This is a genomic window from Kitasatospora herbaricolor, from assembly GCF_030813695.1.
Taxonomy (GTDB): domain Bacteria; phylum Actinomycetota; class Actinomycetes; order Streptomycetales; family Streptomycetaceae; genus Kitasatospora; species Kitasatospora herbaricolor.
Genome location: NZ_JAUSVA010000002.1, coordinates 4,192,323 through 4,218,364 on the forward strand (window position 1 = coordinate 4,192,323; position 26,042 = coordinate 4,218,364).

At 73.9% G+C, this 26,042-nt stretch carries 22 protein-coding genes, 1 tRNA gene and 1 pseudogene; 8 read left to right on the top strand and 16 right to left on the bottom strand.

Annotated features, from left to right (window positions below; genetic code table 11):
- Nucleotides 1-91: 91 nt before the first annotated feature.
- A complete protein-coding gene (locus J2S46_RS18680; protein ID WP_191288885.1) occupies nucleotides 92-286 on the bottom strand; it encodes a hypothetical protein in 195 nt (64 codons plus the stop codon).
- A 342-nt stretch (nucleotides 287-628) separates the two neighbouring features.
- Between J2S46_RS18680 and J2S46_RS18685 the strand changes: the two genes are divergently transcribed.
- On the top strand, nucleotides 629-1,891 hold the full coding sequence (locus J2S46_RS18685) for a hypothetical protein (RefSeq protein WP_191288886.1): 1,263 nt from the start codon (nucleotides 629-631) through the stop codon (nucleotides 1,889-1,891).
- 76 nt (nucleotides 1,892-1,967) lie between these two features.
- Here J2S46_RS18685 and J2S46_RS18690 read toward each other — a convergent pair whose 3' ends face one another.
- Both J2S46_RS18690 and J2S46_RS18695 read right to left on the bottom strand, forming a co-directional pair.
- Nucleotides 1,968-2,213, bottom strand: coding sequence for a DUF397 domain-containing protein (locus J2S46_RS18690; protein ID WP_191288887.1), 246 nt, complete (start codon nucleotides 2,211-2,213; stop codon nucleotides 1,968-1,970).
- Nucleotides 2,210-3,040 carry a helix-turn-helix domain-containing protein gene (locus J2S46_RS18695; RefSeq protein WP_191288888.1) on the bottom strand — a complete coding sequence of 277 codons (831 nt, stop codon included), beginning with the start codon at nucleotides 3,038-3,040 and terminating at the stop codon, nucleotides 2,210-2,212. Before J2S46_RS18695 ends, J2S46_RS18690 begins: the two co-directional genes overlap by 4 nt.
- A 502-nt stretch (nucleotides 3,041-3,542) precedes the next feature.
- Between J2S46_RS18695 and J2S46_RS18700 the strand changes: the two genes are divergently transcribed.
- From J2S46_RS18700 to J2S46_RS18715, 4 genes are all read left to right on the top strand, one after another.
- Nucleotides 3,543-3,779, top strand: a complete 237-nt coding sequence (locus tag J2S46_RS18700) for a hypothetical protein (RefSeq protein WP_191288889.1) — start codon at nucleotides 3,543-3,545, stop codon at nucleotides 3,777-3,779.
- A gap of 98 nt (nucleotides 3,780-3,877) precedes the next feature.
- Nucleotides 3,878-4,381, top strand: coding sequence for a carboxymuconolactone decarboxylase family protein (locus tag J2S46_RS18705; protein WP_191288890.1), 504 nt, complete (start codon nucleotides 3,878-3,880; stop codon nucleotides 4,379-4,381).
- Nucleotides 4,382-4,533: 152 nt separating this feature from the next.
- The gene (locus J2S46_RS18710) at nucleotides 4,534-5,175 is read left to right on the top strand and encodes a class I SAM-dependent methyltransferase (protein WP_190211245.1); all 642 of its coding nucleotides are present in this window, start codon (nucleotides 4,534-4,536) and stop codon (nucleotides 5,173-5,175) included.
- Nucleotides 5,172-5,756: a TrmH family RNA methyltransferase gene (locus J2S46_RS18715; protein ID WP_073924614.1), complete on the top strand. Its 585-nt coding sequence runs from the start codon at nucleotides 5,172-5,174 to the stop codon at nucleotides 5,754-5,756. Before J2S46_RS18710 ends, J2S46_RS18715 begins: the two co-directional genes overlap by 4 nt.
- Nucleotides 5,757-5,777: 21 nt before the next feature.
- On the opposite strand, the gene J2S46_RS18720 is transcribed toward J2S46_RS18715, so the two are convergent.
- The 5 genes and pseudogenes from J2S46_RS18720 to J2S46_RS40875 all read right to left on the bottom strand — a co-directional run.
- Nucleotides 5,778-6,182, bottom strand: coding sequence for a universal stress protein (locus tag J2S46_RS18720; RefSeq protein WP_191289037.1), 405 nt, complete (start codon nucleotides 6,180-6,182; stop codon nucleotides 5,778-5,780).
- Nucleotides 6,183-6,365: 183 nt separating this feature from the next.
- Nucleotides 6,366-7,421 (bottom strand): LamG domain-containing protein, encoded by a 1,056-nt coding sequence (locus J2S46_RS18725; RefSeq protein WP_191288891.1) that lies wholly within the window; start codon nucleotides 7,419-7,421, stop codon nucleotides 6,366-6,368.
- 126 nt (nucleotides 7,422-7,547) lie between these two features.
- A complete protein-coding gene (locus J2S46_RS18730; RefSeq protein WP_191288892.1) occupies nucleotides 7,548-8,357 on the bottom strand; it encodes a leucyl/phenylalanyl-tRNA--protein transferase in 810 nt (269 codons plus the stop codon).
- A 16-nt stretch (nucleotides 8,358-8,373) separates the two neighbouring features.
- A complete protein-coding gene (locus J2S46_RS18735; protein ID WP_229912362.1) occupies nucleotides 8,374-11,370 on the bottom strand; it encodes a non-ribosomal peptide synthetase in 2,997 nt (998 codons plus the stop codon).
- 126 nt (nucleotides 11,371-11,496) lie between these two features.
- Nucleotides 11,497-11,724: pseudogene (locus J2S46_RS40875) on the bottom strand (MbtH family NRPS accessory protein); the annotation flags it as partial.
- Nucleotides 11,725-11,909: 185 nt separating this feature from the next.
- On the opposite strand from J2S46_RS40875, the gene J2S46_RS18740 reads away from it, so the two are divergent.
- On the top strand, nucleotides 11,910-14,978 hold the full coding sequence (locus tag J2S46_RS18740) for a putative bifunctional diguanylate cyclase/phosphodiesterase (RefSeq protein ID WP_307350581.1): 3,069 nt from the start codon (nucleotides 11,910-11,912) through the stop codon (nucleotides 14,976-14,978).
- A 31-nt stretch (nucleotides 14,979-15,009) separates the two neighbouring features.
- Here the strand turns inward: J2S46_RS18740 and J2S46_RS18745 are convergent, their stop codons facing one another.
- The 3 genes from J2S46_RS18745 to J2S46_RS18755 all read right to left on the bottom strand — a co-directional run bounded on the left by J2S46_RS18745 (nucleotide 15,010) and on the right by J2S46_RS18755 (nucleotide 18,094).
- Complete coding sequence (locus J2S46_RS18745; protein ID WP_191288895.1) at nucleotides 15,010-15,834, bottom strand: ABC transporter ATP-binding protein; 825 nt, start codon at nucleotides 15,832-15,834, stop codon at nucleotides 15,010-15,012.
- 161 nt (nucleotides 15,835-15,995) lie between these two features.
- On the bottom strand, nucleotides 15,996-17,021 hold the full coding sequence (locus J2S46_RS18750) for a FecCD family ABC transporter permease (RefSeq protein ID WP_191288896.1): 1,026 nt from the start codon (nucleotides 17,019-17,021) through the stop codon (nucleotides 15,996-15,998).
- Nucleotides 17,018-18,094, bottom strand: coding sequence for a FecCD family ABC transporter permease (locus J2S46_RS18755; protein WP_191288897.1), 1,077 nt, complete (start codon nucleotides 18,092-18,094; stop codon nucleotides 17,018-17,020). Before J2S46_RS18755 ends, J2S46_RS18750 begins: the two co-directional genes overlap by 4 nt.
- 121 nt (nucleotides 18,095-18,215) lie before the next feature.
- Between J2S46_RS18755 and J2S46_RS18760 the strand changes: the two genes are divergently transcribed.
- A complete protein-coding gene (locus tag J2S46_RS18760) occupies nucleotides 18,216-19,262 on the top strand; it encodes an ABC transporter substrate-binding protein (RefSeq protein ID WP_191288898.1) in 1,047 nt (348 codons plus the stop codon).
- Between the two features lie 3 nt (nucleotides 19,263-19,265).
- Nucleotides 19,266-20,159, top strand: a complete 894-nt coding sequence (locus tag J2S46_RS18765) for a siderophore-interacting protein (RefSeq protein ID WP_191288899.1) — start codon at nucleotides 19,266-19,268, stop codon at nucleotides 20,157-20,159.
- A 184-nt stretch (nucleotides 20,160-20,343) separates the two neighbouring features.
- On the opposite strand, the gene J2S46_RS18770 is transcribed toward J2S46_RS18765, so the two are convergent.
- The 5 genes from J2S46_RS18770 to J2S46_RS18790 all read right to left on the bottom strand — a co-directional run bounded on the left by J2S46_RS18770 (nucleotide 20,344) and on the right by J2S46_RS18790 (nucleotide 25,965).
- Nucleotides 20,344-20,417: transfer RNA gene (locus J2S46_RS18770), tRNA-Thr, on the bottom strand.
- Between the two features lie 136 nt (nucleotides 20,418-20,553).
- Nucleotides 20,554-21,216 carry a leucine efflux protein LeuE gene (gene leuE, locus J2S46_RS18775; protein ID WP_191288900.1) on the bottom strand — a complete coding sequence of 221 codons (663 nt, stop codon included), beginning with the start codon at nucleotides 21,214-21,216 and terminating at the stop codon, nucleotides 20,554-20,556.
- A 102-nt stretch (nucleotides 21,217-21,318) separates the two neighbouring features.
- Nucleotides 21,319-22,974 (bottom strand): alpha/beta hydrolase, encoded by a 1,656-nt coding sequence (locus tag J2S46_RS18780; protein ID WP_191288901.1) that lies wholly within the window; start codon nucleotides 22,972-22,974, stop codon nucleotides 21,319-21,321.
- A gap of 354 nt (nucleotides 22,975-23,328) precedes the next feature.
- On the bottom strand, nucleotides 23,329-24,438 hold the full coding sequence (locus J2S46_RS18785; RefSeq protein WP_191288902.1) for a hypothetical protein: 1,110 nt from the start codon (nucleotides 24,436-24,438) through the stop codon (nucleotides 23,329-23,331).
- 315 nt (nucleotides 24,439-24,753) lie between these two features.
- Entirely contained in the window at nucleotides 24,754-25,965 is a 1,212-nt protein-coding gene (locus J2S46_RS18790; RefSeq protein ID WP_191288903.1) for a DNA polymerase III subunit delta', read from the bottom strand.
- Between the last annotated feature and the right edge of the window lie 77 nt (nucleotides 25,966-26,042).

The window sequence follows — 26,042 nt, forward strand, 5'->3', positions numbered from 1 at the left end:
CGATTCGGTCCGGCCGGGCGGGGGGAACCCGGCAGGTACCCGGCAGGTCGGAGGGCAATCGGGACGTATCGGCGGCGCGCGCCGCGCGGTGTCAGCGGTACTCGTCCTCGTCCAGCATGACCACCCGGGCCTGCTCCGCCGCGTCGGCGACGTCGGTCGCCGGGTCCGCCCCCAGTGCGCGGCGCTCCACCAGCTCGTCGTACTCGTCGGCCTCCGGGTCGTCCTCAGCCGGCTCGTCGACCTCGGCGGCGACCTCGTCCACGTAGTCCTCGGGATTCTGCGGCATGGTGTCGTCCTCGCTGCTGGGAGCCTCACCCGGACCCTGCTGGGCCCTGCCTGACGGGGCCCTTGAAGTATCCGTCCGCAGCGCCCCGGACGCGACGCCTCGCCCGGGCGTGGGCGTGTTGCGGGGCCCGGAACGGGGCGCCGGGCGACAGGCCCCAGGGGGCGGCGCGGGGTGCCCGGAAGCGGCGGAAAAGTTTTCTGAATCCACCTGCAACCCCTCGGGGGGATGCACGTCTATCAGGGTGAGGGCCAGCGAGGCGGACCGGCGGGAAGCCGGGGAGCAGGGCCGGCCGCCTCGTCGAGTCAAAAACTTCCGAGACCACTTCCCAGGGGGATCTGCATCATGAACGCGTCCGTTATCAACCGCTTTGCGAAGATCGTCACCGCCGGCTCCGCCAAGGGCCGCTCCCGCCGCCTGGCCCTCACCCTGCCGCTCGCCGCCGTCATCGCCACCGGCGCCGTCGGCTGCACCCCCGACACCTCCACCGACGCCGCGCCGAGCGCCGCACCCACCCTCAGCGCCCCCGCCGCCGCCACCGCCCCGAGCACCCCCGCGCCGTCCGCGACCACCTCGGTGCCCGCCGCCACCCCGGCCGCGACCCCCACCGCCGAGACCCCGGCCCCGGCGCCCGCGCCGAGCACCACCACCCCGGCCCCCGCCGCCAAGGCCCCCGCCGCGGCGGCCAAGACGCCGGCGAGCGTGGTCAAGCCCGGCGGCGGAATCGAGATCCGCTTCGACGGCCTCAACCCCGGCCAGAGGATCGAGGCCGGCGGCGGCACCGTCGCCTTCTCCGTCACCTGGACCAACACCGGCACCAAGCGCTACGACAGCGTCGTCCCCGTCGTCGCCTCCCAGCAGTACGACGGCGCCGCATGCGGATTCATCGGCCGGATGGCCGGCGGCACCATCGAGCGCAAGGAAGGCAACACCTGGAAGCAGTTCCCGCTCAGCCAGGGCACCGGCATGGACTACGTGATGGGCGGCCGGTCCGCCACCTTCCCGCTCCCCTCCGGCGCCAGCCGCACCATCCAGTACCGCATCCACCTCGACGCCGACAACGGCCCCGGCACCCTGCCCGTCGAAGCCGCCGCCTACGACTCCGTCACCACCATCAAGCAGATCGCCACGAAGAAGGTCGTCGACACCAAGGTCGTCGACACCCACATGCCCAAGGTCACCGTCTCCGGCGGCCCGGGCGCCCTGGTCGTCGGCAAGCAGGCCGCCCAGTACACCGTGAAGGTCACCAACCCCACCAAGGCCGCGTTCCGCCAGGTGACCCCCACGATCAGCCTGCCCAACGTGGTCGACCCGAAGTCCGGCGACTACACCAAGCACTTCATCGAGGCCGCCGACCTCGTCGTCGAGGTCCAGGACCACGGCCAGTGGCGCCCCGTCACCGTCGACCACGACTGCAACGACAACCTCGCCATCAACGCCGACTCCCTGCAGCGTGCCCTGCCCGCCGGTGCCACCACCGAATACACCTTCCGGATCGGCGTCGACAAGGGCTGGACCACCGGCAACAAGTTCAACCTCTCCTTCGGCGCCACCGCCGACCAGCACCGCGCCACCGCCGTCAAGATCACCCCCACCGTCACCGGCTGACCCCCGCCCCAGCACGACGGCGCGGGCCGGCCCCCGAAATCAAGGGGCCGGCCCGCGCCGTCGCTTGCGTCCGGGTTCAGGGCGCGCCGAACTCGCCGTCGGCGACGGCGCGCACGAAGTCGGTCCAGGCGTCCGGAGAGACGGCGATGCTGACATCGGGGTTCTTGGTATCGCCGACCATCACGAGATCGTGAGTGGCGACGAAAGTCGTGGCGATGCGGACGCAGTCGCCCTGGCCCTGGGCATCACTGTGGCTGCTCTTGAACCACTGCGCGGCCGCGGGGTCGATGGCTTCTTCACCTGGGGTGGGAGCAGTGCTCATGCTCGAAACTCCTCCATTGCACGTCGGAGCCACGCTCTCGACTCCTGCGGCGACATGGCTGCCGCTTGCAGGAAATCGTAGGTCAGCGCGATCTCGGCCACCTCCTGCGGGGACTCGACGAGTTGGCCGACCACATAGCCCTCGACGTAGGCAGCGCGCGGTGCGTCCACGAAGTCGAGCAGCGTAATCGATCCGGCCATGCTGCCGTGACCGCCCGCCGCAAAGGGAAGCACCTGAACCACGGCGTCGGGACCCGCAGTCAGTTCCAGCACATGGTCGATCTGATCCCGCATCGTCTTGGGGTCACCGACCGGTCGCCGCACGACCACCTCATCCAGGACCACCCAGATGTGCGGCGGCTCGTCACCCGCGATGAGCGCCTGACGACTCTCTCGGACGGCCCAGCGTTCCTCGATCTCGCCCGGTGTGGCCCTCGGCAGTCCGAGTTCCAGCAGCCGCTTGCCGTATCCACCCGTCTGCCAGAGTCCGGGGAAGGCCCCGTTGGCAAACTTCCGTTGAGCCGATGCCAGCGCTTCCAACTCCATGAACCGACGCGACCAGTCAGGAAAGGATTCACGAAGTACGAGGCGATGGAGGTGACCGAAGATGCCGTCCGTCCCGAACGTGGCGTCCAGCTTGGCCGGCAGGTCCGGCGGAATCGCACGGTCGGCGGTTTCCACGTTCGACAGATGGGTTTTGCTGTAACTGATTTGGGACGAGAGGTTGTCGAGCGACAGCCCCTGGCGCTTGCGCGTCACGCGAAGCTGAAATCCGAAGAGGTCCCGGACGGATCGTTCCGGCCGAAGCTCTCGCTCATGGGCTGCCATGTCTGTTCGAACCCCCATGTTCCCGGTGCCGTTGCGAACATGTCGCACCTTCTCAGCGTAGCGCCGGAGCGCGACGCTTGGACTACGGAAAGTAAGGACTGCCGAGTCCAAGACCGCCATGGAGAAACGATCATGACGATCCCTCAGCCGGAAGACCAGCAGGCCTACGCGCCCGCCGTCGTCGGCGACCGGAGTCTGCCCGCCTGCCGCTGCCCCGCGAACTGCGGCGGACGGCCGGAGGCAGGGCTCAGGCTGGTGAGCCCGTACCCGGCCGGACCGGCCTGGGGTGGCCGGGTCGATCCGCCGGCCCACCCGCACCGCCCGTCCAGGCCTGGCGAATTGGTTCTGGACACGCTGAACGGGCGGACCGGCGTGTTCATGGACCGGGTCGGCACCGTGGTCTTCCTCCGGCCCGCCGGAGGCGGGGTGGAGTGGGACGTGGACGGCCGGTGGCTGGACCGGGTGTCACCGTTCGCGACGCAGCCCGGGGACGCCGTGCGCGATGCGCGAGCTGCGGGCGATGCGGGCCGTTGAACGGGCGCACGCCATCGCCGCCCGGCTGGCCACCGGCGTCGGCACCGACGTACGGCTCACCAGGACGCCGGCCGGCTACCTGCTGACCGCGCCGGTGCCCGACGATCCCGGACAGCAGCTGGCGGCGCTGCCCGCGCTCGGGCTGGCCGACAGGTTCGGGCACTCCAGCCGGGACGGCCTGCTCTGGTGCGCGGTGGACACCTGAGCCGGGGCGTCGGGGTCGGCCGCCATCGAGATTGACCCGTGAAACAGGTGATGGAATGCACCATGCCCGGGGTGCATTCCACTCCTAGAGTTGTCCACATGACGATCACCGAGAACACCGCGACCGCCACCGCCACGACCCCCGCCACGGGCCCGGCCCCCGCCGCCCGCGTCAACTACGCCAAGGCCGCCCCGAAGGCCTTCCGGGCGCTGCTCGCCCTGGACGCCGCCTCCCGGGAGGGTCTGGACCCGGCGCTGGTGGAGCTGGTGCAGATCCGCTCCTCGCTGCTCAACAACTGCGCGTACTGCCTGGACATGCACATCAAGGACGCCCGCAAGGCCGGCGAGCGCGAGGAGCGGCTCTACCTGCTGTCGGTCTGGCGGGAGGCGCCGGCCGGTCTGTACAGCGCGAAGGAGCAGGCCGCGCTGGCCCTCACCGAGGCGGTCACCCGGATCGGCGACGGCGTGCCGGACGCGGTGTACGGCCGGGCCGCCGAGGAGTTCGAGGAGGCGGAGCTGGCCCAGCTGCTCTCGTTGATCTTCACCATCAACACCTGGAACCGGATCGCGATCTCCACCCGGAAGGTGCCCGGCATCGGCTGACCGGCCTCGGCCCGCCGGCGTCGCCCGGACAGGGCTCTGACCTGCACGGATCCGGGTGGCGGCGGCCGAAGGGTTACGATCAGGGCCGAACACGCAGGGCCGGCCCGCGCCCACCAGGTGGCCCCAGGCCCTCACGACCCGACGGGGAAATCATGTCCGGCTCGCACTACTTCACCAGTGCACCCGACGTTGTCAGCGAGCGACGTCCGATCACTGTGACCCTGCCTGACATCACCCTGGAGCTCACCACCGACACCGGGGTCTTCTCGCGGAGCCGGCTGGACCCGGGCACCCGGATCCTGCTGGAGCACGCGCCGCCGCCCCGGGTGAAGGGGCCCATCCTGGACATGGGTTGCGGGTACGGGCCGATCGCGCTGACCTGGGCCTCGCGCCGCAAGCGGTCGGCCGTCTGGGCCGTCGACATCAACACCCGGGCGCTCGACCTGGTCACCGACAACGCGAAGGCGCTGGGGCTGAACAACGTCCAGGCGGTGCTGCCGGACGACGTGCCGGAGGACCTGCGGTTCACGGCGATCTACTCCAACCCGCCGATCCGGATCGGCAAGGGCGCGCTGCACCGCCTGCTGCACCGCTGGCTGCCGCGCCTGACGCCGGACGGCTCGGCCTTCCTCGTCGTGCAGCGCAACCTGGGTTCGGACTCGCTGCAGAAGTGGCTGAACACCGAGGGCTACCCGACCACGCGGGTCACCTCGGTCAACGGATTCCGGATTCTTGAAGCGCGGCCCCGCCCCGAGGCGGCCGGCACCGACACTGGACGAGGTACGACGTCGTGAAGCAGCTCCGCGGGACCGACCTGAAGCGCCTGCACCGCCAGTGGCGGCGCAGCAACGAGTTCAGGCTGGCGATCATCCTGGAGAACCTCCAGTCGCCCTTCAACGTGGGCTCGATCGTCCGTACGGCGTCCGCGATGGGCGCCGAGAAGCTGTACCTGACCGGCGACACGCCCTCGGTGCGCTCCGCCGGCGCGCAGAAGGCCGCGATGGGCACCGACCGGTACCTGAAGGCCGAGCACTTCGAGACGGTCGCCGAGGCCGTCGCGGCGGCCAAGGCCGACGGCTTCCTGGTGGTCGGCCTCGAACTGGCCGACGAGGCCGTCCCGTTGTTCGCGACGAAGCTCACCCCGGCGGCCGCGTTCGTGGTCGGCCACGAGGACCGCGGCGTCACCGCCGAGGCGCTGGCGCTGTGCGACACCGTCGCCTTCGTCCCGCAACTGGGCCGGGTCGGCTCGCTCAACGTCTCCTCGGCGACCTCGGTCGCCTGCTACGAGGCCCGCCGGCAGGGCTACGCGATCAGCGGTACGCCGGACGGCAGCGACGCCGGCGAGTTCGACCTGGAGCTGGACGAGACCGAATGAGATCCGCCGAGCGGCGGCCGGTCACGGCACCACGGTGACCGGCCAGCGCCCGGCCCTGACCAGCCGGAGGGCCACCGAGCCGACGATCCGGTGCCCGGCCTGCTCGGAGGCGCCGACCACCACCGCGTCCGCCTTCAGCTGGTCGGCGGCCTTCACCAGCCCCTGGTAGGGGTCACCGCGGAAGGTGTGGAACTGCCAGCGGACCTCGAAGACCCCGCGCAGCCGCTCCGCCGACGCCCGGATCTCCCGGATGAGCTCGCCGGCGACCTCCTCGGTGGTCTCGTTCACCGCCGCACCCAGCGCCGCCGCCCCGGCGTACACCGGCTGCACGTAGACGATGGCGAGCAGCGCGTTCTGCCGCCGGGCCAGCCCGGCCGCGTACGCGGCGGCGCGCGCGGCGGCCTCCGAGCCGTCCATCCCGACCATGATCACCTTGGGGCCGTCGGTGCCCCGCTCGAAGCCCTCGCCCGCCTGCTCCGGCTGCTCGGTCCGGCTCTCGTCGCTCACCTTCCGAGGCTAACGCCGACCGCCGGACGAGCCGGGCCCGGGGCTCGGGCGCCGACCTCAAGCACAGGAACGGGCGATACCGCCGCCCGGTGGGCCGGCCGCTCAGTCGACCAGCCAGGAGGTGCTCGGGCGGGTGGTGAGCGTGCCGGCGCCGCCGCCCAGGGCGGCGACCTGAGCCGGGTCCAGGGCCTGGTCCCACAGCATGATCCGGCCGATCGCGCCCGACCACGGGCTGCCCCAGCCGTCGTGCTGCCGGCTGCGGCCGAGCTGCAGCGGGCCCGGGGCGGGCCAGATCCCGGGGGCGGGAGCGGAGGCGGCGGGCCGGCCGTCCAGGTAGAGGGTGACGGTGTGCGGGCCCGCGTCGTAGGTGGCGGTGAGCAGCGCCCAGGTGCCGGCCGCGGCGGTGCCCTCGGCGACCACCTGGACGGTGGCGCCCTCGTCCGCGGCCCCCGGGCCGGGCTCGGCGGTACGGACCCGGAAGGACCAGGCCGGGCGGCCGGCCACGTCGGTGCGGCCCAGTTCGAAGGAGTACGCGGGACCGTCGCCCTGGCTGAGCACCGCCCGGGAGCCGGTGGTGGCATCGCTGCAGACCCAGGCCGAGACGGTGAAACCACGCCCTACGTCGACCGGCTGGTCCGCGGCCCGGGCGAAGGAGTCGGGGGTGCCGACCAGCCTGAGCACGTGCCCACCCGGCACCTCCCGCACGTGGGCGGCCGGAGCGAGCACGACCGTGCTCCGCCCGGAGTGGTCGGCGAGCAGCGCGGGCAACTCGGTGGCGGGGCCGTGCGTCCCGGGGCCGCCCGCGCCCTCCCCCGGCGCTGTGCCGCCCTGGCGGGCCGCCAGCAGACCGCCGCCGGCCGCGAGCAGGCAGAGCACGGCGGCGATCCCGCCGGTCCGCAGCCGGCGACGGCGGCGAAGGTCGGCGGCGTTGCGCTCGGCCAGCGCCGCCCAGTCCGGCTCGGCGGACGGCAGGGGCGGCGCGATCGGGGGCGGCGGGGTAGGCGGCGGCGGGGTAGGCGGCTGCGGGGTCGGCGGCTGGGCATCGCCTGGCGGCGCGTGCTCCTGCCGCGCCTGCCGGGGCACCTCGGGCCGCTGCGGGCCGGCGGCGGGCGGTGCCGGGGTGGTGGCCGCGTCCGGGTGTTCCGTACCGTCGGTCATGCCCGGATGCTAGCCATCACCGCTGCTCAGCGGCCTGCCCGAAGGGCGTGACCGCCACGCCGGTCGGCGCACGGCAAGGGTCGCGCGCCCCCATCGGGCGGGCCGGCCCGGGCCGGCCCGGACAGCTCAGCCCGCCGGCGGCCCCGGCTCACCCGTCGGCTCCCGCTCCCCCGCCGCCCGCGTGCCGTCCAGCGGTGGCGCCCCCCGGTCGGAGCGCAGCAGCTCCAGGTACCAGACGCGCGGCATCGGGCTGCCGCCCAGGCTGCGCACGGCCGGGCTGTCCCACTGGGCGTCCAGCAGCTGCCCGCCCGCCTCCGCGAAGCGGGCACCCAGGTCGGCGATGGCGACCCGGGACGCGCCCGGGCGGCGGTGGAACATCGAGTCCAGGCTGAGCACCGGGCCGACCCGCACCCCGAAGGCGCCGCCGATCAGCTCGCCGTCCTCCCACACCTCGACGCTGTGCGCGCTGCCCACCCGGTGCAGCTCGCACAGGCCCTCCTTCAGCGGGTCGGTCAGCCAGCGCGGCACCCGGCCGGCCCGGCACTCGTCCACCACCCGGTCGAAGGCCACGTCCACGGTCGTCGACCAGCGGAGCCGGTTGCGCAGGGTGCGGCCCAGCCGGCGTCCGATCCGGGCCGCGGCCGGCGCGATCACCGGCCGCGGGTCCGGCGACCACCAGGCGACCTCGTACGGCACCTCGTCACCGCCCGCCCCGCCCGCCCCGACCACCGGGATGTCCCCGGTGGCCACCAGGTCCTCGAAGCGCGCCTCGCTGAGGTAGCGGGCGTACTCGTCCTCGGCGGGCATCGGGTAGGCGCCTGCCCGGTAGCCCGCCAGCAGGCCCGCCGGGCTCAGGTCGGCGCAGAACGCCGCCGGGGCGTCCGCGGGCACGACGCTGAGGTCGACCGAGTTCCACGTCCCGTGCCGCACCACCATCGGCCCGCCCCCGCCGTCAGGACGCCGTCCGCGGCGGCTCCAGGAAGCCGGCGGCCAGCAGATCGTCGAGGTAGAGGTCCAGCAGGACGTCGTCCACCGGGGGGAATTCGATCCCGCCGTCCCGCAGGGCCCGCTCGGCCCTGGTCCGGGGGAACAGCGGCAGCGTCGGCCGGAAGTACATCTCGCTGATGGACAGGTCGGCGCCGCTGCAACGGTCCACGAACAGCGGGACGAACGGTGTCATCGGGTGGTTCGGGTGCCCGGCCGCGAACCGCACCAGCCGGTGCACCCACGCCGGGTACGGGAGCAGCTCGACCGGGTAGCCGCGGGACCGCAGCCGGTCGGCGAGCTCCCCCAGCACCGCGTGGCGCGGATTGGTGAGGTGGTAGACCTCCCCGGCGGCCGGCAGGTGCGCGGCGATGTGGGCCACGGCCCGGCTGAACCGGTCCGCGGGGACGAAGTCCAGCCACAGTTCGACGTCCGGGCAGACCCCGCTCTCCGCGATGAACTTGATCATCGCGCAGACCTCCGTGCCGGTGTTCATCGCGCCGGTCACCAAGTCCCCCGTGACGTCGTCGGCGCGGTGCACCGCCACCGGCAGGCCCGCCGCCGCCGCGTTGTGCAGCAGTTGCTCCGCCACCCACTTGCTCTCCACGTACCCGACCGACAGCAGCTCCGGATGGCCCAGCGGCATGTCCTCGGTGACCTCCTGGACGCCGGCCGGGCCGAAGCCCGCCAGCACGGCCATGCTCGACACGTAGTGCACCGGGATCGCCCGGGCGTGGCCCGCCAGCCGCAGCACCTCCCGGGTGCCGCCGACGTTGGCCGCCCGCAGGTCCTGGTACGGGTAGATGAAGTTGACCTGCCCGCCGCAGTGGTGGATCACGTCCACCCGCGCCGCCAGCTCCTCGAACCGCTCCTCGGACAGGCCCAGCCTCGGCCGGGTGAGGTCCCCGACCAGCGGGACGATCCGGTCGGTGACCGGCTCGCGCCGCAGGAAGCGCCGCTGGGCCGCCCGGATCCGCTCCAGGCCCTGCTCCTCGTCCGCGGCCCGGACCAGGCAGTGGATCCTGGCGCCGGTGGTCTCCAGCAGGGTGTCCAGCAGGTGCGAGCCGCAGAACCCGGTGGCGCCGGTCAGCAGGATCTCGGCCGGGTCCCGCCAGCGCGGCTCCGGCCCGAGCCCCCGGCGGACCGGCACGTCCAGGGCCGCCTCGGCGACGAAGTCCACCGGCTGGGAGGCCTCACCGGGGGTGCCCGTCCGGGCCGACCTGGTCACCTCGGCGAAGGCCCGCAGCGTCGGGTGGTGCAGCAGCGACCTGGTCAGGAAGCGGATCTGGGTGACCCCGATCCCGAACAGGATCCGGGCCCGCGCCAGCATCTCCATGGCGATCAGCGAGTTGCCGCCGAGCGCGAAGAAGTCGTCGTCCGGGCCGACCCGCTCGACGCCCAGCAGCTCGCACCAGAGGTGCGCCAGCCCGGCCTCGACCGCCGTCCCGCTGCCGGTGTGGGCCGACTCCGGACGCGACGGGCGCACCAGGTCCTTGCCGTCCGGCTCGGTGGGGATCCGGTCGACGTGCACGAACGCGGCCGGGACCATGTGCTCCGGCAGCCGCGCGGACAGGTAGGCCCGCACCCCCCGGTGGAAGGTGTCCGCCCTGGCCGGGCTGTGCAGGGTGAAGTACGCCGTCAGCACCCGCCCGCCCTCGGGCCGGCCCACCGCCACCACCCTGGCCTGGCCGACCGCCGGGTGCGAGGCCAGCGCCGACTCGACCTCGCCCGGGTCGACCCGGAAGCCGAGCACCTTCACCTGCAGGTCGGTCCGCCCGAAGAGCTCCAGGCGCCCGTCCGGCCGCAGGCGCCCGGTGTCCCCCGTGCGGTACATCCGGGCGCCCGGGTCGTCCGTGAACGGGTCCGGCAGGAACAGCTCGGCGGTCAGCTCGGGCCGCCGCCAGTAGCCGCGCGCCAGCACCCCTCCGCCGATGAAGACCTCACCCCGCTCACCGGGCGCCACCGGGCGCAGGGTCTCGTCCAGCACGTACACCTCGGTACCCGGCAGCGGCGTCCCGATCGGGACGGGCGCGGGCTCCGGGGCGAGCAGGTCCTCGGTGATCTCGCACAGCGTGGAGGTGATCACCGTCTCGGTCAGGCCGTAGGCGTTGACCAGCCGGGTGCCGGGCAGCAGCCGCAGCGAGGCCCGGCAGTCGTCGGCCCGCAGGCTGTCCCCGCCGACCACCAGCAGCCGCAGACCCCCCTCGCGCGGGCCGCCGTGCTCGGCCATCCGCAGGAACTGGTGCCAGTACGCGGGCGTCAGGTCCGCCACCGTGACGCCGAGCTCGGGCAGCCGGGCGAGCAGCTCGGTGGGGGCCCAGGTCCGACGGCCGCCGAGCACCAGGGTGGCGCCGAAGAGCAGCGGGGTGAAGATCTGCTCCACCGAGGTGTCGAACCCCAGGGCCGCCAACTGCAGCACCCGGTCGTCCGGGGTCAGTCCGTACGCGGCGCCGACCCTGGTCAGCGACTGCGCCAGCGCACCGTGCCCGACCAGCACCCCCTTGGGCGCACCGGTCGTGCCGGAGGTGTACATCAGATAGGCCAGGTCACCGGGTGCCGCCACGTCGACCGGCCCCGGGCCGGGCAGCGGCGCCCGGTGCTCCTCGGCCAGCAGCGGGGTGAGGCTGTAGTTCCGGAACCGCCAGGCCTGGTCGGCGCTGGTCACCACGAAGCGGGCCCGGGCGTCCTCGATCAGCTGGCGCAGCCGGCGGTCCGGGTGCGCCGGGTCGAGCGACAGGAACGCCCCGCCGGCCTTCAGCGCGGCCAGCAGCGCGGACACCATGTCGATGCCGCGCTCCAGGCAGACCGGGACGACCGTCCCGGCCCGCACCCCCAGCTCGCGCAGCCGCAGGGCCAGCCGGTCGCTGCGGGCGTCCAGCTCGCCGTACCGGATCTCGCCGTCCTCGGCGACCACCGCGACGCCGTCCGGGTTGCGCGCGGCCGTCCGCCGGAACAGCTCGGACACCCCGGCCGCCGGATCGCCGACGAGCGGGCCCCGCGCGGCGGCCGCCGGCCCTACCGGGCCGCCGGACCCGTTCAGCACCCGCGACCCGGGCCGCCGGGCCCCCGCCCGCCCGGAGCCGGGCGGAAGCGCGTCCGCCCACCGGCCGCGCACCTCGGCGCGGCAGGCGGCGAGCGGCGCGGGCCCGTACACCCTGCGCCAACCGGCCGGGACCGTTAAGTGACCCGGCCAGATCGTGTACTGGCCGCCACCGCCGAGCAGAACGGCATTGAGCCCGGAATTGTGCGGCCGGGAAAGCTTGGACGTGTCCACAGGCTCAGACCTCGACATGTGTACGAGGGAATACTGACAGTGCATGGCCCGCCGTCAGCAGCGGCCCACTTCCTCGACTATATCCAGCAATGGTGAGTTGTGTATCCTAAGTGAGCCCGACAAGTGACCGACCTTCCATGCATCGATCTTCCCGCGGACCAGCTCCGCACAGGGGGGAGAATGCGTTGACAGCTCGCCGACAGCGCCTGATGGCCTGTTACTTCGCGTGGATGATACTTCTCACCGTCATCTATTACCTGTTCCCGGAAAAGCGCATCATCTGGTGGACGGGAATCGGACTCAGCGGAGTCGCCGCCATCATCACCGGGGCCCGGATCAACCGCCCCGCACACGCGCTCCCTTGGTATTTCCTGGCCGCCGCCAATTTCAGTTTCACGGCGGGCGAGGTCGTCCAGGTCATCCAGACCGATTACCTCCACCAGACGAATTTCCCGTCCATCGCCGACGGCGCGTACCTCGCGGAGTTCCTGCTCTACGCGGCGGGCGTCCTCGGATTCATCCGGTGGCGGACGGCGCATCAGGACCGCGGCAGCCTCATCGACGCACTGACCCTGACGGTCGGCCTGGCCCTGCTCTCCTGGATCTACCTGATCCTCCCCTACGCCCGCGACCCCGAGCTGACCTGGGTGCAGAAGGCCATCTCGATCGCCTACCCGCTCGGCGACGTGCTGGTGCTGGCCATGCTGCTACGCCTGCTCGTCCCCAGAGGCGGCAAGAGCCGCTCGCTCCAGCTGCTGACCGCCGGCACCATCGGCATCCTGGTCTCCGACGTTCTCTACGGGCTCATCCAGCTGCACGGCACCTGGAGCATCGGCACCCCGGTCGACCTGGGCTGGGCCGCCTTCTACGCGCTCTGGGGCGCCGCCGCCCTGCACCCCTCGATGGTCGAACTCACCGAGCCGATCCCGGTCCAGCCCACCCACATCACCCGCGGCCGGATCGCCCTGCTCGCCTTCGCCTCGCTGATCGCCCCCGCCGTCCTGCTGTTCGAGGTGGCCCACGGGGACTCCAGCCACGCCGGGGTGATCGCGGCCTTCTCGGCCGTCCTCTTCCTGCTCGTCCTGGCCCGGCTCTCGGGCGTGGTGCTGGTCCACCGGCAGGCCCTCGACCGCGAACGCGTCCTGCGGGCCGCCGGCGCCGAACTCACCTCGGCGGTCACGGTGGACGAGGTCACCGAAGCCGTCCGCACCGCCGTCTCCACCCTGATGCCCGACACGCCCCACCACGTCGCCACCCTCGCCGTCGGCGAAGGCGGCAGCCTGGCCGACGAGGGGCTCCCGCAGCTGCCGGCGTCGGAGGGCGCCCGAGGATCCCGGCTGGTGCCGGCCGAGGCCTTCGGCGGCGACCTGGCCAAGCTGCTCGACGGCATGCCCCGCGCCCTGGTCTGCCCGCTCGCCCTGGAGGAACGCCCCTCCGGGAACGACCTGGTCGGCGTGCTGATCGTCGGCGGGACGGACCAGCGGCTCGCCGCGTTGCGCAGCTCGCTGGAGATCCTCGCCGCCCAGTCGGCGCTCGCCGTCGAGCGGGTGATCCTCAGCCAGGAGATCAACGCCCGCAACAGCGAGGCCTACTTCCGGACCCTCGTGCAGAGCGCCTCCGACGTCATCCTGATCCTCAACGAGGACGACAGCGTCCGGTACGCCAGCTCCTCGGCCGAGCGGGTGCTCGGCCACCCCGGCCTCGGCGGCACCCGGCTGAGCGACCTCGTCCCGCCCGAGGACAGCCACGCCGTCGTCCTCGCCCTGACCCGGATGCGCCGCGGCGACCGCGAGCGCTCCGAGCAGCGCGAACACTGGCGGCTGCTGCGCGGCGACCACCGGAGCATCGAGGTCGAGGTGCGCTGCAACGACCTCCGGGAGGACCCCACGGTCGGTGGCTTGGTCCTCACCCTGCGCGACGTCACCGACCAGCGGCAGATGGAGCGCGAACTCACCCACCGGGCCTTCCACGACTCGCTGACCGGGCTCGCCAACCGGGTGCTCTTCCAGGACCGGGTCAGCCACGCCCTCACCCGCAGCGAGCGCCGCGGCACCGTCACCGGCGTGCTCTTCCTCGACCTCGACGACTTCAAGGTGGTCAACGACACCCAGGGCCACAGCGTCGGGGACGAACTCCTGGTCGCCGTCTCGCTCCGGGTCTCCACCGCGCTGCGCACCTCCGACACGGCGGCCCGGCTCGGCGGCGACGAGTTCGCCGTGCTGGTCGAGGACGCCCGCTCGCCCGCCGACGTCGGCGGGATCGCCGACAGCGTCCTCGCCGCGTTCTCCGAACCGTTCCGGCTCAGCGCCGGAGCCGTCCGGGTGTCCGCGAGCGTCGGCGTGGCCACCACCGAGGACAGCGTCGACTCGACCGAACTGCTCAGCCACGCCGACCTGGCGCTCTACTCGGCCAAGGCCTCCGGCAAGCGGCAGTGGTGCCAGTACCAGCCGGCCCTGCAGGCCGGGCTGGCGGAGCGGCACGAGCTCAACGAGAGCCTCGACTCGGCCATCTCCGAGTCCGCCTTCACCCTCTACTACCAGCCCATCGTCGACCTCGCGGGCGGTGGGCTGGTGGCCTTCGAGGCCCTCGTCCGCTGGCCGCACGCCCGCCGGGGCATGGTGCCCCCGGAGGAGTTCATCGCCCTCGCCGAGGAGAGCGGCCAGATCGTGCCGCTCGGCGCCTGGGTGCTGGAGCACGCGGCCGCCGAGACCACCCGGTGGCAGCGGACCAGCCTCGCCCCGCGGGCCGTCCGGGGCCGCGCCCCGCTGCACGTCAGCGTGAACGTCTCGGCCCGGCAGTTCCGCGACGCCGGCTTCGTGGACACCGTCCGGCAGATCATCGACACCTCCGGCATCCAGCCGGACTCGCTGATCCTCGAACTCACCGAGAGCATCCTGATGCGCCGCGACGACCGGGTCCGCGCCGACATGGCCACCCTCAGCGACCTCGGCGTCCGGATCGCCATCGACGACTTCGGGACGGGCTACTCCTCGCTCAGCTACCTGCGGGAGTTCCCGATCTCACTGCTCAAGATCGACAAGTCCTTCATCGACGGCCTCGGCGTCTCCCAGCAGCAGTACGCCCTGGTCGAGGGCATCACCCGGATCGCCGACACCCTCGGCGTCCAGGTCATCGCCGAGGGCATCGAGACCACCGCCCAGCGCGACCTGCTCGCCGCGATGGGCTGCCCGCTCGGCCAGGGGTACCTGTTCGCCCAGCCCCTGACGGTCGAGCAGGCCGGCGCGCTGGTCCGCGAGGACGCCGCCCTGGTCGGCCTGCCCGAACGCGACCGCTCCTGAGCCCGGCACCGAGCGGCCGGGGCGACCCGGCTCAGGCCCCGGCAGCCTGCCCGGCCCGCCGCCGCGCCGCCGGGATCACCAGCGGCGTACCGGTCTCCGGATCGTCGATCACCCGGCAGGGCAGCCCGAACACCTCGTGCACCAGCTCGGCGGTGACCACCTCCCCCGGCGCCCCCGACGCCACCACCCGGCCCTCGCGCATCGCGATCAGGTGGGTGGCGTAGCGGGCCGCGTGGTTGAGGTCGTGCAGGACGGCGACCAGCGTGCGGCCCTGCTCCTCGTGCAGCCGTGCGCACAGGTCGAGGATCTCGATCTGGTGGGCGATGTCGAGGTACGTGGTCGGCTCGTCCAGCAGCAGCAACGGGGTCTCCTGGGCGAGCGCCATCGCGATCCACACCCGCTGGCGCTGGCCGCCGGAGAGCTCGTCCACCGTCCGCTCGGCGAGGTCCCCGACGCCGGTCGCCGCCATCGACTCCTCGACCACCGCCTCGTCCCGCGCGGACCACTGCCGCAGCAGGCCCTGGTGCGGGTAGCGCCCGCGCGCGACCAGCTCGGCCACGCTGATGCCGTCCGGGGCGACCGAGGACTGCGGCAGCAGGCCGAGCGTCCGGGCCACCTTCTTGGCGGGCAGACCGGTGATGTCCTGACCGTCCAGCAGGACCGCCCCGGCGGCCGGCTTCAAGGTCCGCGACAGGGCGCGCAGCAGGGTGGACTTGCCGCAGGCGTTCGGCCCGACGATGACGGTGAAGGACCGGTCGGGGATCGCCACCGTGAGGTTCTCGGCGATGGTCCGCCGCTCGTACGCGAGGGTGAGCGCGGTACCGCTCAGCCGTGGGGCGGCCGGTTCCGGTTCCATGGTCGGGTCTCCGTTCGTCTGCCGGTCGGGGCGGCGCCCCTCACCTGCGGTGGCCGGGTACGGGACGTCCCCCGGCAGGTCCTGGGGCCGCGTCGGCCCGTTCGTGGCCGGCCCGTTCACCGCCGGCCCGTTCACAGCCGGCCCGTTCACCGCCGGCCCGTTCACAGCCGGGCCGCCCGGCGCTCGGTGGCGAGCAGCCGGACCAGGTAGCCCCCGCCGAGCACGCCCGTCACCACGCCGACCGGCAGCTGGTGACCGGCGAACAACCGCTGGGCCGCCCAGTCCGCGGTGACCAGCAGGGCCGCGCCGGTGCACATCGAGGGCAGCAGGTTCGGCCCGGGCGCGCGGGTCAGCCGCCTGGTCAGCTGGGGTGCGATGAGCGCCACGAACGAGACCGGGCCGGCGGCGGCCGCCGCCAGCGAGGCCAGCAGGACGGCCGAGGCCAGCAGTGTCAGCCGCACCGGTTCGACCCTGATGCCCAGGCCGCCGGCCGCTTCGTCGCCCATCTCGATCATCCGCAGCGCCCGGCCGCAACCCAGCACCACCGGGACCAGCACCACCGTCGCGGCCAGCAGCGGCCAGGCGTCCTGCCAGCCGCGCCCGTCCAGACTGCCGGTGAGCCAGAGCACCGCCCGGGCCGCGTCCATCAGCTGGGCCCGGGTCAGCAGATAGCCGTTGACGCCGGTGAGGATCGCGGCGGTGCCGATCCCGACCAGCACCAGCCGGTGCCCGTGCACCCCGCCGCGCCAGGCCAGGGCGTAGATCAGCACCCCGGTGAGCAGACCGCCGGCCACCGCGCCGCCGGCCAGGGCCAGACTGCTGCCGCCGGCCACCACGACCAGCAGCGCGCCGGTCGCCGCGCCCTGGGTGAACCCGAGGATGTCCGGGCTGCCCAGCGGGTTGCGGACCAGCGACTGGAAGAGCGCGCCGGCCAGCGCCAGCGCCGCGCCCACCAGCAGGGCGGTCACCACCCGGGGCAGCCGCAGCTGGTTGACGATGAAGTCCTCGGCGGGCGAGCCGCCACCGGTGAGGGTGCGCAGCACGTCGGCCGGGGCGATCGGGTAGTCGCCGCTGCCCAGCGCGAGCACACCGACGACCAGCGCCAGCAGCGCGCAGGCCGCCCCGACCGCGACCGCCCGGGGCCGCAGGAGCACGGAGCGCCCGCCGGCCGAACGCAGTGCCCTCATGCGCGGGCCACCTTTCCGCGCCGGGCGAAGTAGAGGAAGAACGGGCCGCCGAGCACCGCCGTGACGATCCCCACCTGGAGTTCTCCGGGCCGGCCCAGCACCCGGCCGAGCACGTCGGCGCCGAGCAGCAGGACGGGCGCGAGCACCGCGCAGTAGGGGAACAGCCAGCGCAGGTCGGGCCCGGTCAGCGAGCGGACGAGGTGGGGCACCATCAGGCCGACGAAGACGATCGGGCCGCAGGCGGCGGTGGCGGCCCCGCAGAGCAGGGTCACCGCCAGGACGGCGCCGGCGCGGACGAGGCCGGGGCGGGCCCCCAGGGCGCGGGCCGAGTCGTCACCGAGGGCCATCGCGTTGAGCGGCCGGGCGAGGACGAGCGCGAGCAGCAGGCCCGCCGAGACGAAGGGCAGCACCTTGAGCACCGTCGAGGGCTCGGCGCCGGCCAGCGAGCCGACCGTCCAGAACCGCATCCGGTCCAGCGAGGCGGTGTCCAGCAGCATGGTCGCGCTGACGTAGGAGTAGAGCGTGGCGTTGAGCGCCGCCCCGGCGAGGGCCAGCCGGGCGGGGGTGGCCCCGCGACCGCCGCCGACCGCGTAGACCAGGACGGCGACCACCGCGGTGCCGGCCAGCGCGAACCAGACGTACCCGTCGAAGGTGGCGACCCCGAACAGCGAGGCCGCGGTGACCACCGCCGCCGAGGCGCCCGCGTTGATGCCGAGCAGGCCGGGGTCGGCCAGCGGATTGCGGGTCAGGGCCTGCATCACGGCGCCGGCCAGGCCCAGGGCCGCACCGGCCAGCAGCCCGAGCAGGGTGCGCGGCAGCCGCATCCGGTGCACCACGGTCCAGGCCTCGGAGTGACTGTCGACCAGGCCCTGCCAGACCTCACCGGGTGAGAGCTGCTTGGCCCCGACACCGATGCTCAGCACCAGGACGAGCAGCAGCACCAGGACGGAGCCGGCGAGCCCGACGGCGCGAGGGGCATGGCGTCCACCCGGGCGGACACCGCCCAGCAGCCCCGAGGAGGGTCGGGACGGCGCCGAACCTCCTTGGAGCGGAGGCGAGTTGGTGACGGACACGGTGGGCTCCGGAGCTGGCGGGAGCGCCAAGCAGGCCCCCTCTGTACAAGGACTTAGGTTAGGTTAACCTACATCCCTCTGAGGCTTCCCTGCCCTGCCCGACTGCGAGAGAGACCCCGCCATGCCGTTTTCCCGCACCACCCCCCTGTCCCGGCGCGGCCTGCTCGCCGCCGGCGGCGCCGCCGGCCTCGGCGCCCTGCTGACCGCCTGCGGGAGCGGCGGCGGCAGCGGTTCGGACGCCGGCGGGGGAACGAAGGGCCGCGGCCCCTGGACCTTCACCGACGACCGCAGGAAGGAGATCACCGCCAAGGCCGTCCCGACCCGGGTGGTCGCCTTCACCGGCGCCGCCGCGGCCCTGGTCGACTTCGGCCTCGACCGGCAGATCGTCGGGGTCTTCGGCGAGACGAGGACCGCGGACGGCAAGGCCGAAGCGCAGGCCGGCGACCTCGCGATCGACAAGGTCGAGATCCTCGGCAACGTCTGGGGCGAGTTCAACATCGAGAAGTACGCGGCCCTGCGGCCCGAGCTGCTCGTCACCCACATGTACGACCCCGACGCCTTCTGGTACGTGCCGGACGAGAGCAAGGACAAGATCCTGCAGCTCGCCCCCAGCGCGGTCGTCACCACCGCACGGGTGCCGATGACCCAGCCGATCGAGCACTACGCCAAGCTCGCCGAGTCGCTCGGCGCCGACCTGACGGCCAAGAAGGTCACCGACGCCAAGGCCCGCTTCGAGGCCGCCGCCGAGAACCTCCGCCAGGTCGCCAAGACCGCCAAGGCCGCCGGCGGCATCAAGGTGATGGCCGCCTCCGGCAGCCCCGACCTCTTCTACGTCTCCAACCCGAAGGTCAGCACCGACCTGATGTACTTCGCCGAACTCGGCGTCGACTTCGTCCAGCCGACCAAGCTGGAGGGCGGCGACTACTTCGAGAGCCTCAGCTGGGAGAACGCCGGCACCTTCCCCGCCGACCTGATCCTGCTCGACAACCGCAGCACCGCCCTCCAGCCCAAGGACCTCGCCGCCAAGCCCGCCTGGGGCCAGCTCCCCGCCGTCAAGGCCGGCCAGGTCACCCCGTGGGACGCCGTCCCGCGCTTCTCCTACGCCGGCGCCGCGCCGCTGCTGGAGAACCTCGCCAAGGCCGTCCAGAACGCCAGGAAGCTGAGCTGACCGATGAGCGGCGGATCCGAGAACCTCGCGGCGCAGTACGACTTCTTCGAGGCCCAGGTCGTCCGGACCGAGCGCCTCGGCCCCACCATGCTCCGGATCACCTTCGGCGGCGGGCAGTTGGCCCGCTTCGTCTCCGGCGGCCGGGACCAGAGCTTCTCGCTCTTCCTCCCGCACCCCGGCCAGGCCGCCCCCGTGCTCCCCGTCGAGGAGGGCGAGGGCTGGTTCGCCGCCTGGCGGGCCCTGCCCGAGGACGTCCGGGCCGTGATGCGCTCCTACACCGTCCGCGCGCAGCGCCGCGACCCGGACGAGGTGGACGTCGACTTCGCCCTGCACGGCGTCGCGCCCTCCTGGTCCACCCGCTCCGCCGGCCCGGCCGGCCCGGCCGCCACCTGGGCGGCGGCCGCCAGGACCGGCGACCGCGTGATCCTGCTCGGCCCGGCCGTCCAGGACAACCGCAGCGTCTGCTTCCGCCCGCCGGCCGGCACCGACTGGGTGCTGATCGCAGCCGACGAGACCGCCCTGCCGGCCGCCGGCGGCATCCTCGACCAGCTGCCGCCCGGCCTGCGGGCCCGGGTCTGGATCGAGGTCCCGCACGCCGAGGACATCCAGGACCTGGACGTCTCCCCCGAGACCGACATCACCTGGCTGGTCCGCGACACCCCGGCCGCCCCGTCCCCCCTGATCGAGGCCGTCCGCGCCGCCGACCTCCCCGACGGCACCCCGTACGCCTGGATCGCCGGCGAGTCCGGCACCGTCAAGGCCCTCCGCCGCCACCTGGTCGCCGAACGCGGCCTCGCCCGCCGCACCGTCACCTTCGCCGGCTACTGGCGCCGCGGCGCCTCCGAGGAGGACCTCCGCACGGAGGCCCTGACGGGGGCGGGGACGGACGGGGGCTGACTGCCCGGGACGGCGACACCGTCCCACCCGGGGACGGCGCCCGTCGAGGCTGCGTCAACCGTCCGCCCGCCGAACACGCGTGGCGGGCGTCGCCGTCCGGGACGCCGCACCGGAAGGCCACAGCGAGCACATCCGGGAAACACAAAACCCCAGGTCACGGCGAGTGAGTCCTGGGGTTTCGCAGAGCCGCTTTCGGGATTCGAACCCGAGACCTACGCATTACGAGTGCGTTGCTCTGGCCAACTGAGCTAAAGCGGCGCGGCCGGGCTTTGCTGCCCGTGGGGGCAATCATTGCGTCGGCAACGCGGGCAAGTCTACACAGTTTCGAGGGGTGATCCGTACCGGCCCCCCGGGCTCCTGTTCGAGGGGCCCGGACGGGGGTCGGTGGGGGGCGTCAGGCGGAGGAGACGGCGAGCTTGGCGGCGAAGCCGGCGAAGAGGACGGCGACGCCGCTGGTCAGGCCGGCGGAGAGGCGCTTGCGGCGGCGGAAGGCGGCGGCCAGGCTGGTGCCGGCGAAGATCAGGGCCGAGAGGTAGAGCAGGCTGAAGCTCTGCAGGATCCCGCCGAGGAGGGCGAAGGAGAGCACCGGCCGGCCGTACGAGGGGTCGACGAACTGGGTGAAGAAGGACAGCAGGAACAGGATGGCCTTCGGGTTGAGCAGGCTGATCACCAGCGCCCGACGGAAGGGGTTCTCCTCGGTGGCGGCGACGGCCGCCGGCTCCCCGTCCGACTCGCTCAGGGCCCCGGCGCGGTGCTCGCGCCAGAGCTGGCGGGCGGCGCGCAGCATCCCGACGCCGATCCAGAGCAGGTAGGCGGCGCCGCCGAACTTCACCACCAGGAAGACCGCCGGGTTGGCCTTCAGCAGGGAGGCCGCGCCGAGCGAGGTCAGGCTGATCAGGGTGAAGTCGCCGACGAACACGCCGAGGGCGGCGCGGTAGCCGGTGCGGACGCCCTTGCGGGCGGCCACGGACAGGACGTACAGCGAGTTCGGGCCGGGCAGCAGCACGATGACCAGGGCGCCGAGGACGTACGTCGCCAGGTCGTTGACTCCGAGCACGGGGGCTCCCTACGGCAGGCGTGGAACAGCGGACGCCATGGCGGCGGACGCGGAAAAGGCGAGTCATCGTACCTGGTCGCAGGCGGACTGTTGAAGTGCGAATTACTTTGCGCAGCTCAACCCGTTGTCCGGCGCCTGGCCGGTCAGTAGGTAACGGTTCACGGCGCCGTCCACGCAGGTGTTGTGCCGCCCGTAGGCCGTGTGGCCGTCGCCGTCGTAGGTGATCAGCCGGCCGGACTCCAGCTGGCCGGCCAGCGACTGGGCCCAGGCGTACGGGGTCGCCGGGTCGCGGACGGTGCCGACGACCACGATCGGGGCGGCGCCGGCCGCCCGCACGGTGTGCGGCGCGCCGGTGGCCGCGACCGGCCAGTAGCCGCAGGCCAGCGCCATCCAGGCCATGTCGCGGCCGAAGTGCGGGGAGGACTGCTCGAAGTCCGGCACCGCCCGCTGGACGTCCGCCGGCGCGGCGAAGGGCGCCGGCAGATCCAGGCAGTTGACCGCCATGTTGGCGAACATCAGGTTCGGGTAGGAGCCGTCGTCGCCGCGGTTGTAGTACGAGTCGGAGAGGTTCAGCAGGCCGGTGCCGTCCCCCGCCCGGGCGTCGGCGAGGGCGCTGCGCAGGTTGGGCCAGAGGAATTCGGCGTACATCGCCTCGATCACCCCGGTGGTGGCCTGCGACTCGGTCAGCCGCCGCCCCGAGTCGGTGGCCAGCGGCTGGGCGTCGATCGACTTGAACAGCGCGTCGAGCCGCTCGCCCGCCTGCTGCTCGGTCGTGCCGACCGGGCAGCCGTCCCGTTTCACGCAGTCCTTGGCGAAGGCGGCCCAGGCGGTCTCGAAGCCGCCGGCCTGGGTGCGGTTGCCGGCCACCGAGTCGAGCGAGGGGTCCATGGCGCCGTCGAGCACCAGCCGGCCGACCCGGGCCGGGAAGAGCCCGGCGTACGTCGCGCCGAGGTAGGTGCCGTACGACTTGCCCACGTAGTGCAGTTGGTCGTCGCCGAGCAGGGCCCGCAGGACGTCCATGTCGCGGGCCGCCTCGACGGTGCTGACGTGGCCGAGCAACGCGCCGGACGTCTGCCGGCAGGCGTCGGCGAACTCCTTGTCGGCCTTCACCAGGGCGTCCGTCTCGGCCTGGTCGTCCGGGGTGATGTCGACGGCGGTGTAGGCGTCCATCCGCTCGCCGCTCAGGCAGCCGACGGGGCTGCTGCGGCCGACCCCGCGCGGGTCGAGGCCGACCAGGTCGTACGCGCCGCGCACCCCCGGGTCGTAGCCGCCGGCCGCGGCCTCCAGGTACTCGACCGCCGATCCGCCGGGCCCGCCCGGGTTGAGCAGCAGCGAGCCGATCCTCTTCGCGCTGCCGTCCGACCGGCGTCGGGCCGCGGTCAGGGAGATGTCGCCGCCCTCCGGCTTCGCGTAGTCGAGCGGGACCTTGAACGTGGTGCACTCGAAGCCCGAGTCGCAGGGCTGCCAGCTGAGCTTCTGCCCGTAGTAGCCGGCGAGGGCGGCCGGGATCCCGGCCGGCAGCGGCTCCAACGGGGTGGCCGGGGCCGCACCGGCGACGGGCCGGGCCGACGAGGACGACGGGGACGCCGGCCCGGTGGAGGGCGGCGAGGCCGGCCCCGGGTCCGCGCCCGGGGCGGAGCAACCGCCCAGCAGCAGCCCGGTGACCGCGCACGCCACGGCGGCCGCTCGCAGCCGGGCGGCCGACCGCGATCGGGCAGGTGCTGCGGTCACTGCTCCGGCCGGCTGGACTGCGCGCATCGGCGGGGTTCCCCTCGGGTGCTGGAGTGCTGGAGTGCTGGGAGGCTGATTGTCGGGAGGCTGGGTGCTGGAAGGCTGGGTGCTGGAAGGCTGAGCGACACGGGGTTCCGGAAGCTCAGGTGCGCCCGGCACCCGGACGGAACGAACGGACGGCACCCGAATACTCGCGTACCCGGGTGCCGTGATCGTCCTGCTGTCTGCTGTGCTGCTGTCTGCTGTCGACACGGCTGCCGGACGCCGCCCGACCGGGGTCACCGCGTCCGCCAAGGCCGCTCGGGGCCCGGCACCGCTGCCCTCGACCCGATCGCCGGAGCGTCGTGGATCAAGCGTAGTCCGCCGCCCGGCCGGGGTGGTTCAGGAGGGCTTGGCGAGCGTCTCCGCAAGGTACTGCACCGCGACCCGGACCAGCCGCAGCCGCTCCAGCGCCGGGGTGTAGTCCTGCACGATCTCCGAGGTCCGGACGTCGGCCCGGGCCGCCTGGCCGGTGCCGGCCTTCAGCGCCGCCTGGAGCTTGCGCAGGCCGTCCAGTCCGGGCGCGTCGGCCTTGGCGGCGGCGAGCAGCAGGTGCGGGGCGTCGGCGGCGGCGGCCTCCGCACCCGTCCTGACCAGGGCGGCCGTGTCGTACCGGCCGGAGACGGCCGCGGCGGCGCCGTACAGGTCGGGCCGGGAGAGGCCGGCGGCCGCCGCGCAGGGCGCACCGCCCTCGACCCCGAGCACGCCCCAGCCAGCCGGGCCGGCCGGGACGGTCCGGAAGGCCGCGGCCACGGCCGTCCGCAGCGCGGCGTCGTCGGAGACGGCCTGCGGGGCGGCCGCGACCAGGTCGCAGGGCCGCTCGGTGCCCGAGGGGGCCTCGGGGGCGACCACCACGAAGGGGCGGGAGCGGCCGGTCTGGACGGCCGAGGCGATGCCGTCGAAGACGTCGGGCACCTCGGCGTCGGCGGTCCTCCGCGGGGTGGCCGCGTGCAGGACGATCACCGGGAACCGGGCGTTCTGGTCCTTGGCGTACTCGGCCGGGACCCAGACCCGCACCTTGCGCGGATGCCCGTCCCGGCCGGCCACCGCGGACTCCAGGAGTTCCCCGCCGGCCGGGTGCCCGATGCTCTCGAAGTGGCTGACCACGGGGGCGGGGGCGGGCACCGCCGCCGCCGGGGCCTCCGGGTCCGCGGCCTCGCCGGGCGGCGGGGCCGCCTGTTTGGGCGCGGTCGCGGCCCGGGCGTCCTCCCGCGGGAGCGCGTCGCCTGCCCCGCCGAGGATCCCGTCGGCCGCCGGCCCGGCCAGCGCCGTGACGCAGACCGCGCACAGCACCGCCCCGGCGGCCCGGAACAGTACCGGCCGCCGGTCGCCGGCCAACTCGTAGGTCTGCGCCGAACGCAGGTCCCGCCAGCGCAGCAGGGCGCCGCGGGCCAACCAGACCCCGCAGACCGCGGCGGCGAGCAGGGGGACGACCAGGAGCGGACGGAGCATGGGACGCACCACCTCGGGAGGACCGGTAGCGGACGGCCGCGGCGGCCCCGGCGACCAGCTCCGCCGGACGGCCACGGTGTACTCGGTCCACAGGGTGCAAGACGATCGGCCCGGCGCACGCGAGCGTTCCGGGCGAGTGCGGACGTTCACTCGAAGGGAGGACGCGGCACTACGGCGCCCGGACGCGAACGGCCTCCGACCGGCTCCGCAGTGGCGGCGGGGCAGGCCGCCCGGGAAAGGTTCAGCGGCCCGCGCCGGAGGCCACGGGCGCTCTCAGGGCCGGCTCGGAGCACCGCGAGCCGCTCGGCCCAGCGGTCAGCCCGCCCGCAGGGCGACGGTCATCGCCTCGACCGCCAGCAGCGGGTCGACGTTGCGGTCCAGCGCCTGGCGGCAGGCCAGCACCGCCTCGATCCGGCGCAGCGTCCCCTCCGGCGGTCCGCCCGAGGCGACCTTCGCCAGGGCCGGCCGCTGGTCCTCGTTGGCCAGCGCCCCGGTGGCCCCGAGCTGGATCGCCAGCACGTCCCGGTAGAAGCCCAGCAGGTCGAGCAGGGCGACGCCCAGGGTCTCGCGGCGCGTCCTGGTCGCCCGGCTCTTCTGGCGCTTCTCCAGCTCCTTCACCGCCCCGGCCATGCCCCGCGGGGCCTTGGACCCCTCGGCGGCCCCGTACGCGGCCTTCAGGTCGCCGGTCTCCCGGGCGTCCTGCGTCTCGGCCAGGGCGTCCGCGTCGGCCTTCGCGGTGTCCACCAGCCGCTGGGCGGCGCTCAGGCAGCCGCCGATGTCGGCGACCTCCAGGGGGATCCGCAGCACATCGGCCCGGCGGCCACGGGCCTGCTCGTCCACCGCCAGCCGGTGCGCCCGCTCCACGTCGCCCTGCCCCGCCAGCGCGGCCAGCCGGGCCGTCTCCGGCTCGACCCCGTCCCGCCGGACCAGCATGTCGGCGACCGCCTCGGCGGCCGGGGTGCGCAGCACCAGCAGCCGGGCGCGCGAGCGGATGGTCGGCAGCACGTCCTGGACCGACGGCGCGCAGAGCAGCCAGACCGTCCGCGGGGAGGGCTCCTCGACGGCCTTCAGCAGGGCGTTGGCGGCCGCTTCGGTGAGCCGGTGGGCGGCGTCGATCATGATCACCGACCAGCGGCCGCCGGTCGGGTAGCTGGAGGCGCGCAGCACCAGGTCACGCATGTCCTTGACGCTGATCGACAGCCCGTCGGTACGGACGAACTTCACGTCGGCGTGACTGCCGGCCATCACGGTGTGGCAGCCGTCGCAGAACCCGCAGCCGGGGGTGCCGCCGAGTTCGAGGTCGGGGCTGGTGCACTGGAGGGCGGCCGCGAACGCGCGGGCGGCGGTGATCTGGCCGGCTCCGGGCGGCCCGGTGAACAGCCAGGCGTGCGTCATCAGGGAGGCGTTGGTGCCCTCCACCGGCCCGCTGCCGCGCCCGGCGAGGACCGTCGCCCTGGCCGCCCCGGCGGCGGCGGTCAGCTGCTCGACCACCCGCTCCTGGCCCACCAGGTCGTCCCAGACGGCCACCGGCGCTCCTCAACCCTCTTGTCGGTGCGGCTCCGCCCGACCGGGCTCCGCTCGCGGTCGAGCATACGTGGCCGCGA